Here is a 14,809-nt window from a genome sequence, read left to right on the forward strand (position 1 = left end):
CCCGTGCGGTTCTGGATCGATGATACGGCCGGGCAGACTTGCCCGGCGGTCAATAAAAACAAGAGATCAGACCATCATGACTACCCTGTCGCTCGAAGCCGTTTCGGCGGTGCGTTCCAACGCCTACCGTAAAACCGCCTGGCGCCTGATGCCGTTCCTGATGCTGTGCTACCTGTGCGCCTACCTCGATCGCGTCAACGTCGGCTTTGCCAAACTGCAAATGATGAACGATCTGGCGCTCAGCGAAACAGTCTACGGGCTGGGCGCGGGCATGTTCTTCATCGGCTACTTTCTCTGCGAAGTGCCCAGCAACATCATCCTGCACAAGGTCGGCGCGCGAGTCTGGATCGCGCGCATCATGATCACCTGGGGCATTGTCTCCGCCCTCTTCGCCTTCGTCGAAACCGCCTGGCAGTTCTACGCCCTGCGCTTTCTGCTGGGCATTGCCGAAGCCGGCCTGGCGCCGGGGCTGCTGCTGTACCTCACCTACTGGTTTCCGTCCTACCGGCGTGCGCGCATGACGGTGTTGTGGTTCATCGCTATCCCGCTGTCGGGCATGGTCGGCGGCCCGCTCTCCGGCTGGATCATGAACCACTTCGCCGGTATGCACGGCTGGGCCGGCTGGCAATGGATGTTTGTGCTGGAGGCTGTGCCTACGGTGGTCGTCGGACTGTTGGTGCTCAGCTATCTCAAGGATGGCGTGCATCAGGCCAGTTGGCTCAACGACGACGAAAAAGCCCTGATCACCCGTGAGCTGGCGGAGGATGACCAGCAGAAAGTGACGCATGCGTCCGTGGGCGAATTCATTCGTGACCGTCGCCTCTGGCTGCTCGCGGGGATCTATTTCTGTGTGGTGATGGGACAGTACGCAATTACCTTCTGGCTGCCGACCCTTGTGCGTAATGCCGGGGTCTCCGATCCGATGAAAATCGGCTTGCTGACCAGCCTGCCGTACCTCTGTGCCATCGCCGCCATGTTGCTGGTCGGACGCAGTGGCGACAAACATCGCGAACGCCGCTGGCACCTGATCGTGCCGATGATCGCCGGGGCCATCGGCCTGACCCTCGCGGCGCTGATGGGAGGCAATGTGATGCTGTCCATTCTCAGTCTGTGCCTGGCGGCTTCCGGCATCCTGTCCGCGACCTCGCTGTTCTGGATGCTCCCCACCACGCTGCTTGGTGGTGTCTCCGCTGCGGCAGGCATCGCCGCCGTCAACAGCTTCGCCAACCTTGCCGGCTTCTGCTCGCCCTACCTGATTGGCTGGATAACCACCCTCACTGGCTCCAGCGCTATCGGCATGTATCTGATCACTGGCGTATTGCTGGTCGGCGCCTCGCTGGTCCTGCGCATTCCCGCTGCCTTGGTCAATCGTTGATTCACAGGAGAATTCACCATGACTGCCAACCTTTCATTCACAACACCCCAGACGCTGGCCGAGCGCGCCCACAACATCCGCCGCCATGCCTTGCGCATGGGCCAGGTGCAAGGCCAGGGCTACGTCGGCCAGGCCCTCGGTGCCGCCGACCTGCTCGCGGTCGCCTACTTCCATGCGCTGAGCTATCGCCCCGAAGACCCGGCGTGGGAGCCGCGTGATCGTTTCTATCTGTCGATCGGTCACTATGCGATTGCGCTGTACGCTGCGCTGATCGAAGCCGAGATCATCCCGCTCGATGAGCTTGAAACCTACGGCTCGGATGACAGCCGATTGCCGATGTCGGGCATGGCCGCCTACACGCCGGGCATGGAAATCACCGGTGGTTCGCTGGGTCAGGGGCTGGGCATCGCCGTCGGTGCTTGCCTGGGTCTCAAGCGCAAGGGCTCGACATCGTTCGTCTACAACCTGCTGTCGGACGGCGAGCTGAACGAAGGCTCGACCTGGGAAGCCGTAATGTCGGCCTCGCACTGGAAGCTCGACAACCTGATCGCCATCGTCGACGTCAACAATCAGCAAGCGGACGGCCATTCCAGCGAGATCCTGTCGTTCGAACCCATCGTGGATCGCTGGAAAGCGTTTGGCTGGTTCACCCAGCGCGTCGACGGCAACGACCTGGACGCACTGGTCGAAGCCTTCGATGCCGCCCGCCACCACCCCGGCACTCAGCCACGGGTGATCATCTGCGACACCACCATGGGCAAAGGTGTGCCCTTCCTCGAAAACCGCGAAAAGACCCATTTCATCCGTGTGGACGAACACGAATGGGATCTGGCACTGACCACGCTTGAAGAAGGAAAAAACCAATGAGCAACGCCGCCAACACACCGACCTCGACTGGCGAATCGATCAAGAAGCGCCTGACCACCTCGGCGATGATTGCCTCGATTGCCTCTGAAGGCCAAGCCACCCGCTCAGCACCTTTTGGCCATGCATTGGCTGCACTGGCGGATCAGCGTCCGGACATCGTCGGCCTCTCCGCTGACCTGTCCAAGTACACCGACCTGCACATTTTCGCCAAGGCCCACCCGGATCGTTTCTATCAGATGGGCATGGCCGAACAGTTGCTCATGAGTGCGGCCGCAGGCATGGCCCGCGAAGGATTCGTGCCGTTCGCGACCACGTATGCGGTGTTCGCCTCGCGTCGCGCCTATGACTTCATCTGCATGGCCATTGCCGAGGAAAACCTCAACGTCAAAATCGTTTGCGGATTGCCCGGCCTCACCACCGGTTACGGCCCCAGCCACCAGGCCACCGATGACCTGGCGATCTTCCGGGCGATGCCCAACCTGATGATCGTCGACCCTTGTGATGCCTTGGAAATCGAACAGGCCGTGCCCGCCATTGCCGCGCATCAGGGGCCGGTCTACATGCGGCTGCTGCGCGGCAACGTGCCGCTGGTGCTGGATGAGTACGGGTATCAATTCGAGATCGGCAAGGCCAAGACCCTGCGCACCGGCAACGATGTCCTGATCATCTCGACCGGTTTGATGACCATGCGCGCATTGGAGGCCGCCAAGGCGCTGCAGACCGATGGCGTCGATGTCGCCGTGCTGCATGTGCCGACGATCAAACCGCTGGATGAACAGACCATTCTCGCCGAGGCCCGCAAGTCTGGCCGGCTGGTGGTTACCGCAGAAAACAGCTCGATTATTGGCGGGCTCGGTGAAGCGGTTGCCGGGGTACTGCTGCGCAACGGAGTGACGCCGACGTTCAGGCAGATTGCATTGCCCGACGCCTTCCTCGACGCCGGTGCATTGCCGACACTGCATGATCGCTATGGCATTTCCACCGACGCCGTCTGCGCGCAAATCAAATCCTGGCTTTGACTGCTGATCGGGGCGCTTACGGATGAGCGGCCCGATCAGATGGATTCTCCTGGCCGATCCGCCTGGCATCCCTTCGAACTGCCTGCGGCGGAACGCCAAACCCTCGCATGAATACTTCGCGCATGTGGCGACGGTCTCGAAACCCCGTTTCCTTCGCCACGCGTTCCAGGCTGTGACGACTTTGCTCGATCATCACGCGAGCGGCCTCCAGACGCAGGCTTTCAACAGCCTTGGCCGGTGACTGGCCTGTCTCGGCGGTAAACACCCGGGTGAATTGTCTGGGACTCAAGTGCACGACGTCGGCAAGTTCCTCCACGCTGAGCGGACGGTCCAGGTGCGTGCGCGCATACTCCAGCGCACTTTGAATACGGTCCGACTTTGGAGCAAGCGTAAGCAGTTCCGAATGCTGGGATTGCCCACCCGAACGCCGTTGATGCATGACCAGTTTGTGCGCCACCGACCTGGCCATGTCGGTGCCCAGATCCTTTTCCACCATGCCCAGCGCCATGTCCAGCGCGGCTGTCATGCCTGCCGACGTCCAGACGGGACCGTCGACGATGAAGATCCGGTCTTCCTCGACCTCGATTTTTGGATGCAGCTCACGGAGCTTGTTCGCATAGGCCCAGTGGGTGGTCGCCCTTCGATCGTCCAGAACCCCAGCCTGCGCCAGAACGAACGAGCCGGTGCACAGACCTGCTGTGCGTCGGGCTCCATCGACGAAGGCGCGCACGCTGGCCAACACTTCTTCATCTGGTGGATTCAACGGGGTCAGCGTACCGGTAATCATCCACGTGTCGGCCAATCCCGGGGCGCCCAGAGGGAGCGTGTCGATGTACATGCCCAACGAAGAACGCATGGTCCCACCACCGATCGAGAAGTTCTGGACCTTGTAGATCTCTTCCCCCGCAACGATGTTGGCGAACTCGAATACAGCCTGGGTTGCCAGGGACATCACCTGAAAACCTTCGGTAATCAGATAGCCGACGCGATGCATGACTGAACTCCTTTTTGAATGTCTTTAAACACTACCATATACGTCGTTTAAGACATCTACCACATCCTTCATCATGGCTCCACACCCAACCCACGGAGCTTGATCATGTCGCAACAATACAAAGGCACTGCACTCATCACCGGCGCGTCCACCGGCATCGGCTCGATTTACGCCGAACACCTTGCCCGCCGGGGTTACGACCTGGTGCTGGTGGCGCGCAACCGCGAACGTCTGAACGCACTGGCCAGCCGCCTGACCAGCGAAACCCGGCAGAACATCGAAGTGTTGCAGGCCGATCTTGGCCGCCCCGAGGACCTCGCCAAGGTAGAACGCAAGTTGCGTGAGGACGCCAGCATCACTTTGCTGGTCAACAATGCCGGCATCGGCACCCATACCGGCCTGCTGGAGAGTGATGTAGAGCGAATGGCCGAGATGATCACGCTGAACGTCACCGCCCTCACCCGCCTGACCTACGCCGCGATTCCAGGCTTTGTCGCCCGCGAACAAGGCGCCGTGATCAATATTTCCTCGATCGTCAGCCTGGCGCCGGAGTTGCTCAACGGCGTGTACGGCGGCAGTAAGGCCTACGTCACCGCGTTTACCCAATCCCTGCACAAGGAACTCTCGGATAAAGGCATCCGGATCCAGGCCGTCCTGCCCGGCGCAACCGCGACGGACTTCTGGCAAATCGGTGGATTGCCTGTCGAGCATCTGGATCCGGGCATCGTGATGTCGGCCCAGGACCTGGTCGCCGGCGCTCTGCAGGATTTCGACAACGGCGTGCTGATCTCCATCCCCTCGATGCACGACCTGCAAGGTTACGAGCGTTACGAAGCCAGCCGCCAGGCCTTGTTCTCCGAGCTCTCGAGCAACCGGCTCGCACCGCGCTACAACGCCAACTGATCGCTATCAAAAGGATATGAATCATGAAACTCAGCGCTAACACGATCTTCATCACCGGCGGCACCTCCGGCATTGGCCGCGCTTTGGCCGAGGCATTTCACCAGCGCGGCAATCAGGTCATCATCGCGGGCCGTCGACAGGCCCTGCTGGATGAGATCGCCCGGGCCAATCCCGGTATCGACACGGTCCAGCTGGACATCAATGACCCGCAGCAAATCAAGGATGTCGCCCAGGAAGTCATACGCCGCCACCCCTCGCTGAACGTGATCATCAATAACGCCGGGATCATGCCGTTCGATAATCCAGCCTCGGGTGATTACGACGACGAACAGGCGGTGAGTCTTTTGCAAACCAACCTGCTCGGCCCGGTGCGTGTCAGCGCCGCATTCGTCGAGCACCTCAAGCGTCAACCCGAAGCCTTCATCATCAACAACAGCTCCGTGCTGGCCTATCTGCCACTGGCTGCGACAGCGTTGTACTCGGCGACGAAGGCGGCCATTCACTCCTACTCGCTGTCGCAACGCTTCACCCTGCGCGACACCCGCGTAAAAGTGCTGGAGATCGCGCCGCCATGGGTCGACACCGACCTGATTCACAAAAGCGGCGATGAACGCGCCATGCCGCTCGACGAATTCATTCGGGAAACCCTGGAAAAACTCGAAACGGCGACCACGGAAGTGTTGGTGGATCGGGTCGTCCCGTTGCGAGCCAACCAAGGCATTAATGAGCATGCGCTGATCAATCAGTTCAACCAGGCACTGGAGGAGAACCCGATTCCGGTCGCCTGAGTTGAAGCCATCTGTCGTCAAGGCTGCCAGCCCTCCCTGATGGAAGGCTGGCCGTTTTGTATTTTCCGCAAAATGCGGAAAGTCTTCCTGCGATCTGCTTCTGTCTGGAGAAGGTCTTCGTGCATAGCCTGTCACTGCCTTCTCGCGCTCACTGATTTATCGCGACTCGTGCTTGAAGGCTCCTCATATCACTGGCGCTCAAGGACTTGAACATGAACAGATTATTTAAAATCGCAGGCCTGGCCTTTGCGGTATCCGTAAGCGGCGTGGTCGTAGCGCAAAGTGATACGGGCAAAGGCGCCGCCATCGAACGTGTTTACGCGTTCAACGGGGCCATGCCGACAGGCGTGACGGTGACCGAAACCGGCCGTATCTTCGTGAACTTCCCCCGCTGGGGCGATGACGTGCCCTACACCGTTGCGGAAATTTCCAACGGTCAGCTTGTGCCCTACCCTGATCTGAAAACCAATGTCGCGGATCCGCGGAACCCGGCCAAGGGATTCATCAGCGTGCAAAGTGTGGTTGCCGACGGCAAAGGCCGCGTCTGGGTGCTCGACACGGCCGCACCGAAGTTTTCCGCGCCTCAGGCGGGCGGAGCCAAGCTGGTGGCGATCGACCTGGCCTCCGACAAAATCACAAAAACGATTGTGTTCCCTGACGACGTCATCCTGCCGACCACCTATGTCAATGACGTGCGCTTTGACTTCCGTACAGGCAAGGAAGGGACCGCCTACATTACCGACTCTTCGGTCAGCGGCCCTGGCGGCATCATCGTGGTCGATCTGGCGAGTGGCCAGGCAAGCCGCAAACTGACTGGTGCCCAATCCACCTCGGCCGACCCGTCCTTTATCCCGAAGGTTGAAGGCAAGCCCGCACTGGTGACGCGCGATGCTCAAGGCAAAACCGGCCTGTTGACGGTGGCGTCTGACGGTATTGCCCTGTCCAGTGATGGCAAGACGCTTTACTTCTGCCCGTTATCGAGCAGGCATCTGTACGCCGTGCCGACTGCCCTGTTGCGTGATCCGGGTGTGAGCGATGCCGAACTGGAAAAAGCCGTCGTCGACCTCGGTGAAAAAGGTGCTTCCGACGGTCTTGAAGCCGATGCCGACGGTGCCGTGTACGCCGGTGACTACGAGCACAACGCGATTCGCAAACGCCTGCCGGACGGTCGCTGGCAGACGCTGGTCGAAGACTCACGAGTGCTTTGGCCCGATACGTTGTCGATCGGCCCGGACGGCTATTTGTATTTCACCGCCAACCAGCTGCATCGCTCGGCAGGTTTTAATGACGGACAGGACAAACGCGTCAAACCGTACAGCCTGATGCGCGTCAAGATCGGCGCCAGGCCTGCAGCGACGTACTAAAGAAACGTCAGAGCAATGAGGTGTGGCTCAAAGGCCTGAACCTGACGCGGCACCTGCAGCCTCGTCAGGTTCTCATTGAGCTACGTAACGTTCGAAGCGTTGCGCCAGGAAAGCCCTCAAGGCCTGCACGGCAGGTGTGAGCGAGGTGCGATGGGGGCAGACGAGTTGGAGCGGTGCCGGCTGCCCGACGTCTGCCGGGAAAAGCTCCACCAGTCGACCGCTGCGCAAGTCATCCAGCACATCGATTTTCGACCTGTAGACGATTCCGAAACCGGCAACCGCCCAGCGCCGGACGATATCGGCATCATCACTGACCCGGTCGCCCGTCACCTGAACGGTCCTGACACCGTCCGCCGAATGAAAGCTCCAGCGTTCGTAGGTCTGCTCCCCCATCACAAACCGAAGGCAGTTATGGTTGCCCAATTCTTCAGGTGTGGCTGGCTGGCCGTGGCGGGCCAGATAGTCCGGCGAGGCGCAGACCGTTCTTCTGTTCGACGGCGCCAGGGCCAGAGAGACGAGGCTGGAATCGGCCAGCAAACCATAACGGATACTGGCATCCAGTTGTTCGCCGACCAGGTCGGCAATCTGATCGCTGACCCGTAACTGCAACAGCACCTTCGGATGCAGTTGCTGAAACTCGTCGAGCCATCGCAACAGCACGTTTCGGCCGATATCCGACGGTATCGACAAGCGAATCGTGCCGGCGATTTCATCGCGACCTTCACTCAGCGCGATCTCGCCATTTTCGAGCGCTTCGAGTGCCTGCCGGGCATGGGAAAGATAGCGTTCGCCATCGTCCGATAATCTCAAGCGCCGGGTCGAGCGAACGAACAACCGTGCTCCAAGACTGCCTTCAAGACGCTGAACCGCTCCGCTGGCCAAGGCTGGAGAAATGTCGAGCAATCGGGCGGCGGCGGAGAAACTGCCGGCCGCAGCCGTGGTGACGAATACCTGAAGGTCATCTACGCGGACTATTTTCTTCACGATCACGAAATTCTGTAGGGTGCGGACGAAGTTTTTCAGCGTAATGGGAAAAATGATCATTGCCCAGCCGTCGCTCAGGCGCCGGCGCTGTTAGCCATTAGTCTAATCAGCCCAGGCACCGGCGTGATCACTGCGCGAACCATGTCTGTCACAAATCCCACTTCCCCTGACAGAAAAGCGACTTTCAACCGCATTTCAATATCGCTTGCAGCCTTACAGGCGCAAACCGTCCCCCGATCCGACGCTTCGCTGAGCAGCAAACTACACTTCATGCTGATTTAGTGATTTAACTAGGTAGTTACCTAACTATATAATGCACGCCTCATTTCAACGGGACATTCAACGTGAAGCAGAGTCAACGCCTCTCGGGCATATCAACATTCATTCTGGTCGGGCTGGGCGTGATCATCGCCCTGCTCGGCCTGGCACTGGCCGCTGGCGGTGTGAAATTGGTCAGCCTGGGAGGCTCCTGGTACTTCCTGGTGGGTGGTCTGGTGATGGCCGTTTCCGGTCTGCTGATCGCGCGGCGCAAGCCTGCCGGTGCCTGGCTGTTCGCGGCGTTTCTGGTTGGGACCGCCATCTGGGCCGTGATCGACGCAGGGCTGGTGTTCTGGCCGGTGTTCTCCCGCCTGTTCATGTTCAGCGCGGTGGGTCTGGTGGTCGCGCTGGTCTATCCGCTGCTCAAACGCGCCAATGGTGACGTTGCAGGTCGCGGTGCTTACGGCGTTGCGGCTGTTCTGGTCGTTGGACTGGCCGTGGCTGCCGGCAACATGTTCGTCGCGCACCCGACCGTCGCCCCTACCGGCACCGGCCCGGGCCTCACCCCGGTCGAGCCGGAAAAGGCGCAGAAAGACTGGGCCCACTACGGCAATACCGAAGGCGGCAGCCGCTTCGCCGCGCTGGACCAGATCAACCGCAGCAACGTCGACAAGCTGAAAGTGGCGTGGACCTACCACACCGGCGACATCGCCGAGAGCGATGGCAACGGTGCCGAAGACCAGCTGACCCCACTGCAGATTGGCAACAAGGTGTTCATCTGCACCCCGCACAACAACCTGATTGCGCTGGATGCCGATACCGGTAAAGAGCTCTGGAAAAACGCGATCAACGCTCAATCCAAAGTCTGGCAGCGTTGCCGTGGCATGGCGTATTTCGACGCCAGCGCCGCCGTCGCCAAACCGGCCAGCGCGCCAGTGAGCGCTCCAATCGCCAACTGCACACGTCGCTTGCTCACCAACACCATCGACGCCCGCCTGATCGCGGTCGATGCCGACACCGGCGAGTTCTGCCGGGGTTTCGGCAACAACGGCCAAGTGGATCTGAAGGCCGGTCTGGGTGATGTGCCGGACAGCTACTATCAACTGTCCTCGGCGCCGCTGATGGCCGGCACCACCGTGGTGGTTGGCGGTCGCGTGGCCGACAACGTGCAAACCGACATGCCGGGCGGCGTGATCCGTGGTTTCGACGTCATGACCGGTGCCATGCGCTGGGCGTTCGACCCGGGCAACCCGCAGGATAAACAGGCACCGGCCGATGGCAAAACCTATGTTCGCAGCACGCCGAACAGCTGGGCCCCGATGTCCTACGACCCGGCGACCAACACCGTATTCCTGCCGATGGGCAGTTCGTCCACCGACATCTATGGTGTCGAGCGCAGCAAACTGGATCACACCTACGGTGCCTCCGTCTTGGCGCTGGACGCCAACAGCGGCGAAGAAAAGTGGGTATTCCAGACCGTGCACAACGACCTCTGGGACTTCGACCTGCCGATGCAGCCAAGCCTGATCGACTTCACCAAGGACGGTAAAACCGTACCGGCGGTGGTCATCGGCACCAAGGCCGGGCAGATTTACGTGCTCGACCGCGCCACTGGCAAACCGTTGACCGACGTAAAGGAAGTGCCGGTCAAGGCCGCCAATATCCCCAACGAGCCGTACTCGCCGACCCAGCCGAAATCCGTGGGCATGCCGCAAGTCGGTGCCCAGCACTTGACTGAATCGGACATGTGGGGCGCCACCCCGTACGACCAGCTGCTGTGCCGGATCGATTTCAAGTCGATGCGTTACGACGGCTTGTACACCGCGCCGGGCACTGACAAATCCCTGAGTTTCCCGGGTTCGCTGGGCGGCATGAACTGGGGCAGCATTTCCACTGACCCGGTGCACGGTTTCATCTTCGTCAACGACATGCGTCTGGGCCTGTGGATTCAGATGATCCCGTCGCAGAACAAGGCTCAGGCCTCTTCCGGTGGCGAAGCGCTGAACACCGGCATGGGTGCCGTGCCGCTCAAGGGCACGCCTTACGCCGTGAACAAAAACCGCTTCCTGTCGGTCGCCGGCATTCCGTGCCAGGCCCCGCCGTTCGGTACGCTGACCGCCATCGACATGAAAACCCAGAAAGTCGCCTGGCAAGTGCCGGTCGGCACCGTTGAAGACACCGGTCCCTTGGGCATCCGCATGCACCTGCCGATCAAGATCGGTCTGCCAACCCTCGGCGGCACGCTGTCGACCCAGGGCGGCCTGATCTTCATCGCCGGCACCCAGGACTTCTACCTGCGCGCCTTCAACAGCGCCAATGGTGAAGAAATCTGGAAAGCGCGTCTGCCGGTCGGCAGTCAGGGTGGCCCGATGACCTATGTGTCGCCGAAAACCGGCAAGCAATACGTGGTCATCACCGCCGGTGGCGCTCGCCAGTCGACTGATCGCGGTGACTACGTGATGGCTTACGCCCTGCCGTAAACCGTCGCGTTCGCCTTCGTTTCACTTGTGCGCGGCACCTTCGGGTGCCGCGTTGTTTCATGTCCTTCGCTCTGGATTTGCGCAATGTCATTGGCTGTTCGCTTTTCTCACGCCGGGGTTTTCACCGGCATGCTGTTCGGTCTCACCTGCGGCGCTGCCCTGCCCGCCCTTGCCGATACCGATTCGAACGTATTTACCCGCAGCACCCTGACCGGCGACTGGGGCGGCCTGCGCCACCAGTTCGACGAAGACGGCATCAAGTTCACCGGTGATTACACCGGCGAAACCGCCTACAACGCCGACGGCGGCCTGCATCGCTCGGCGCGTTACTCGCAGAACATCAAGCTCGGTGCGCAGTTCGACCTGAGCAAACTGTACGGCGTCGATAACGCCGGCAAGATTCAGCTGACCATCAACGATCGACGCGGCAACAGTGCCTCCGAAGATCTGGTCGGCAACCGTCTGCCGATCCAGGAAAACTACGGCGGCCTCTACACCCGCCTGACCGAGCTGAGCTACGAGCGCAGCCTGTTCACCCCGGCACTGAACGTCAAACTCGGCTACATGGCCATGGGCAACGACCTCGGCGGCCTCGACAGCGGCATTCTCTGCAACTTCATGAACGCCGGTTTCTGCGGCCATCCGCTGAACATGTCCGGTGGCAGTGGCTGGACCAACTACCCCAACGCCCACCTGGGTGTGCGGGTGAAATACGACCTCTCCCCGGCCTGGCAACTGCGCGTGGCCGCGTTCAATGTCGATCCGGAAAGTAACGGCAATTCCAGCCGTGCCTGGCACTTGGGCCCGAAACACACCACCGGCACCGTGGTGCCGATCGAGCTGGTCTACAAGCAGGCCGGCAAACTGCCCGGCGAGTACAAGCTCGGGTATTACTACGACAGCTCCGACGTCAAACGCATCGGCAGTGACAAGGAAGTGTCCGGACGCGGCGGCCATTACGTCCTGATCGACCAGGCCGTGTGGGCTTCGGATGTCTCCGAAGGTCGCAGCCTGCACGCTTTCGGCCAATACTCGGCGGCCAGCGAAGCAGCTTCGCCGTTCAGCAAGTGGTACGGCACCGGTCTGGTTCTGTACAAGCCTTTCGAAGGCCGCCCGCGTGACACCGTGGCGCTGGGCTATGGCCGCGCAGTGCCGAACCCGCGCAGCCGCGATGTGCTGCAGGACACCGCCATGGCCAATGGCGCCGCGTTCCCCAATCTGGACAGCGCCGAGCAATTGATCGAGCTCGGTTACGGCTATCAGGCCACGCCTTGGCTGACGCTGCGCCCGAATGTGCAATACATCATTGAACCAGGCGCGTTCTCCGGCCAGGACATCGACAATGCGTTGGTGTTTGGATTGCAGGTGAAAGCCGCGCTCTGACACCATCATCTGCCGACCACAAAAAAAGCACCCGAAGGTGCTTTTTTTGTACGTGCCGCCAACCGAATCAACCCGCGAAGTTGGCCCGCGCTGCATGCAGTTTCTTGTAGCTCTCGATCAGGCGCAGATGCCGATCCAGCCCCTCCAGTTTCATGCTGGTCGGCGTCAAACCGTAGAAGCGCACGCTGCCATTGACCGAGCCGATCGCCGCGTCCATGCGCTCGTCGCCGAACATGCGGCGGAAGTTGGCTTCGTAGTCTTCCAGCTGCAGATCCTCGTCCAGCTCCATTTCCAGCACGACGTTGACCGCTTGATAGAACAAGCCGCGCTCGACGGTGTTGTCGTTGTATTGCAGGAAGGCTTCGACCAGATCCTTGGCCTGCTCGTACTTCTGCAAGGCGAGGTAGATCAGCAGGCGCAGTTCGAGAATGGTCAACTTGCCCCATGGCGTGTTGTCGTCGAACTCGATGCCGATCAGCGTGGTGATGTCGGTGTAATCGTCCAGCTCGCTGTGTTCCAGGCCTTTGACCAGGTTGCGCATGCCGACTTTGCTCAGGTTGTGCAGGTTGAGAATGTTCGCACGGAATTGCAGCGCTTTGTTGGTGTTGTCCCAGATCAGGTCTTCTACCGGATAGATCTCCGAATAGTCCGGCACCAGAATGCGGCACGCCTTGGCGCCGATGTGCTCGTAGACCGCCATGTAGACTTCCTTGCCCATGTCTTCGAGGATGCCGAACAGCGTTGCGGCCTCTTCGGCGTTGGAGTTTTCGCCATTGCCGGAGAAGTCCCACTCGACGAATTCGAAGTCGGCCTTGGCGCTGAAGAAGCGCCACGACACCACGCCGCTGGAATCGATGAAGTGCTCCACAAAGTTGTTCGGCTCGGTCACGGCCTGGCCCGAGAAGGTCGGCTGCGGCAGATCGTTGAGGCCTTCGAAGCTGCGGCCCTGCAGCAACTCGGTGAGGCTGCGCTCCAGCGCCACTTCGAAGCTCGGGTGCGCGCCGAACGAGGCGAAAACGCCACCGGTGCGGGGGTTCATCAGTGTCACGCACATCACCGGGAATTCACCGCCCAGCGACGCGTCCTTGACCAGCACCGGGAAACCCTGCTCTTCCAGCGCCTGGATCCCGGCGAGGATGCCCGGGTATTTCGCCAGCACCTCTTGCGGCACGTCCGGCAGAGCCATTTCGCCTTCGAGGATTTCGCGTTTGACCGCCCGCTCGAAGATTTCCGACAGGCACTGCACCTGCGCTTCGGCCAAGGTGTTGCCGGCGCTCATGCCGTTGCTGAGAAACAGGTTTTCGATCAGGTTGGACGGGAAGTAGACCACCTCGTTGTCCGACTGACGCACGAACGGCAGTGAGCAGATGCCGCGCTGGGTGTTGCCGGAGTTGGTGTCGTACAGGTGCGAGCCGCGCAGTTCGCCGTCGCGGTTGTAAATGCCCAGGCAATATTCGTCGAGAATTTCCGCAGGCAACTCGTCTTTGGCGCCGGGCTTGAACCAGCGCTCGTCCGGGTAATGCACGAACTCGGCATTGGCGATCTCTTCGCCCCAGAACTGATCGTTGTAGAAGAAGTTGCAGTTGAGCCGCTCGATGAACTCGCCCAGCGCCGAGGCCAGCGCGCTCTCTTTGGTCGCGCCCTTGCCGTTGGTAAAGCACATCGGCGACTGCGCATCGCGGATGTGCAGCGACCAGACGTTAGGCACGATGTTGCGCCACGATGCGATTTCGATCTTCATGCCCAGGTCGGCCAGAATCCCCGACATATTGGCGATGGTCTGTTCCAGCGGCAGGTCCTTGCCGGCAATGCAGGTGCCCGCGCCTGAGGTGGACGCCGGCATCAGCAGGGCCTGGGCATCGGCGTCGAGGTTCTCGACTTCCTCGATCACGAACTCCGGCCCGGCCTGCACCACCTTCTTCACCGTGCAACGGTCAATCGAGCGCAGGATGCCCTGGCGATCCTTCTCGGAGATGTCCGCCGGCAGCTCGACCTGGATATTGAAGATCTGGTTGTAGCGGTTTTCCGGATCGACAATGTTGTTCTGCGACAGACGAATGTTTTCGGTCGGGATGTTGCGGGTGCTGCAGTACAACTTTACGAAGTAAGCCGCGCACAAGGCCGACGACGCCAGGAAATAGTCGAACGGACCCGGTGCAGAGCCATCGCCCTTGTAACGGATCGGTTGGTCGGCCACCACCGTGAAGTCATCGAACTTGGCTTCGAGTCGGAGGTTGTCGAGAAAATTGACCTTGATTTCCATGCGGGTTACCAGAATAGCGGGCTAAACAAATTGGCCGCCATTATCCGGCTTTTGAGCGTTAAGTCTTGTGCTTTTGCGCAACGGGGCCTGAGCGGTCAGACACATTTGGCGAACTTCTGAACATCTCGAAG

The 14,809-nt window shown here is 60.5% G+C and carries 11 protein-coding genes; 8 read left to right on the forward strand and 3 right to left on the reverse strand.

Annotated elements, in window-relative coordinates:
• Positions 1 to 76: 76 nt before the first annotated feature.
• Genes AC07Y2_RS01325 through AC07Y2_RS01335 form a run of 3 tightly spaced genes read left to right on the forward strand, consistent with a single transcriptional unit; the run spans position 77 to position 3,261 of the window.
• Positions 77 to 1,375, forward strand: coding sequence for an MFS transporter (locus AC07Y2_RS01325; protein WP_039768386.1), 1,299 nt, complete (start codon positions 77 to 79; stop codon positions 1,373 to 1,375).
• 18 nt (positions 1,376 to 1,393) lie between these two features.
• Entirely contained in the window at positions 1,394 to 2,242 is an 849-nt protein-coding gene (locus AC07Y2_RS01330; RefSeq protein WP_011334132.1) for a transketolase, read from the forward strand.
• The gene (locus AC07Y2_RS01335; RefSeq protein ID WP_103385280.1) at positions 2,239 to 3,261 is read left to right on the forward strand and encodes a transketolase family protein; all 1,023 of its coding nucleotides are present in this window, start codon (positions 2,239 to 2,241) and stop codon (positions 3,259 to 3,261) included. The genes AC07Y2_RS01330 and AC07Y2_RS01335 overlap by 4 nt, the downstream gene beginning before the upstream one ends.
• Before the next feature lie 16 nt (positions 3,262 to 3,277).
• Here AC07Y2_RS01335 and AC07Y2_RS01340 read toward each other — a convergent pair whose 3' ends face one another.
• A complete protein-coding gene (locus tag AC07Y2_RS01340; protein WP_103385281.1) occupies positions 3,278 to 4,255 on the reverse strand; it encodes a GlxA family transcriptional regulator in 978 nt (325 codons plus the stop codon).
• Between the two features lie 105 nt (positions 4,256 to 4,360).
• Here AC07Y2_RS01340 and AC07Y2_RS01345 point away from each other — a divergent pair, with 105 nt between their 5' ends.
• From AC07Y2_RS01345 to AC07Y2_RS01355, 3 genes are all read left to right on the forward strand, one after another.
• Positions 4,361 to 5,158: an SDR family NAD(P)-dependent oxidoreductase gene (locus AC07Y2_RS01345; RefSeq protein ID WP_103385282.1), complete on the forward strand. Its 798-nt coding sequence runs from the start codon at positions 4,361 to 4,363 to the stop codon at positions 5,156 to 5,158.
• A gap of 23 nt (positions 5,159 to 5,181) precedes the next feature.
• The gene (locus tag AC07Y2_RS01350) at positions 5,182 to 5,946 is read left to right on the forward strand and encodes an SDR family oxidoreductase (RefSeq protein ID WP_011334128.1); all 765 of its coding nucleotides are present in this window, start codon (positions 5,182 to 5,184) and stop codon (positions 5,944 to 5,946) included.
• Positions 5,947 to 6,158: 212 nt separating this feature from the next.
• On the forward strand, positions 6,159 to 7,310 hold the full coding sequence (locus AC07Y2_RS01355; protein WP_092163879.1) for an L-dopachrome tautomerase-related protein: 1,152 nt from the start codon (positions 6,159 to 6,161) through the stop codon (positions 7,308 to 7,310).
• A 72-nt stretch (positions 7,311 to 7,382) separates the two neighbouring features.
• Here AC07Y2_RS01355 and AC07Y2_RS01360 read toward each other — a convergent pair whose 3' ends face one another.
• Positions 7,383 to 8,354, reverse strand: coding sequence for a LysR family transcriptional regulator (locus AC07Y2_RS01360; RefSeq protein WP_178082836.1), 972 nt, complete (start codon positions 8,352 to 8,354; stop codon positions 7,383 to 7,385).
• Positions 8,355 to 8,638: 284 nt separating this feature from the next.
• Between AC07Y2_RS01360 and AC07Y2_RS01365 the strand changes: the two genes are divergently transcribed.
• A complete protein-coding gene (locus AC07Y2_RS01365) occupies positions 8,639 to 11,032 on the forward strand; it encodes a glucose/quinate/shikimate family membrane-bound PQQ-dependent dehydrogenase (RefSeq protein WP_103385283.1) in 2,394 nt (797 codons plus the stop codon).
• Positions 11,033 to 11,116: 84 nt separating this feature from the next.
• Positions 11,117 to 12,415 carry a carbohydrate porin gene (locus AC07Y2_RS01370; RefSeq protein ID WP_041475272.1) on the forward strand — a complete coding sequence of 433 codons (1,299 nt, stop codon included), beginning with the start codon at positions 11,117 to 11,119 and terminating at the stop codon, positions 12,413 to 12,415.
• A gap of 67 nt (positions 12,416 to 12,482) precedes the next feature.
• On the opposite strand, the gene AC07Y2_RS01375 is transcribed toward AC07Y2_RS01370, so the two are convergent.
• Positions 12,483 to 14,678 (reverse strand): OsmC domain/YcaO domain-containing protein, encoded by a 2,196-nt coding sequence (locus AC07Y2_RS01375; protein ID WP_207273856.1) that lies wholly within the window; start codon positions 14,676 to 14,678, stop codon positions 12,483 to 12,485.
• Between the last annotated feature and the right edge of the window lie 131 nt (positions 14,679 to 14,809).

It is taken from the genome of Pseudomonas sp. GW456-12-1-14-TSB6, assembly GCF_059424205.1.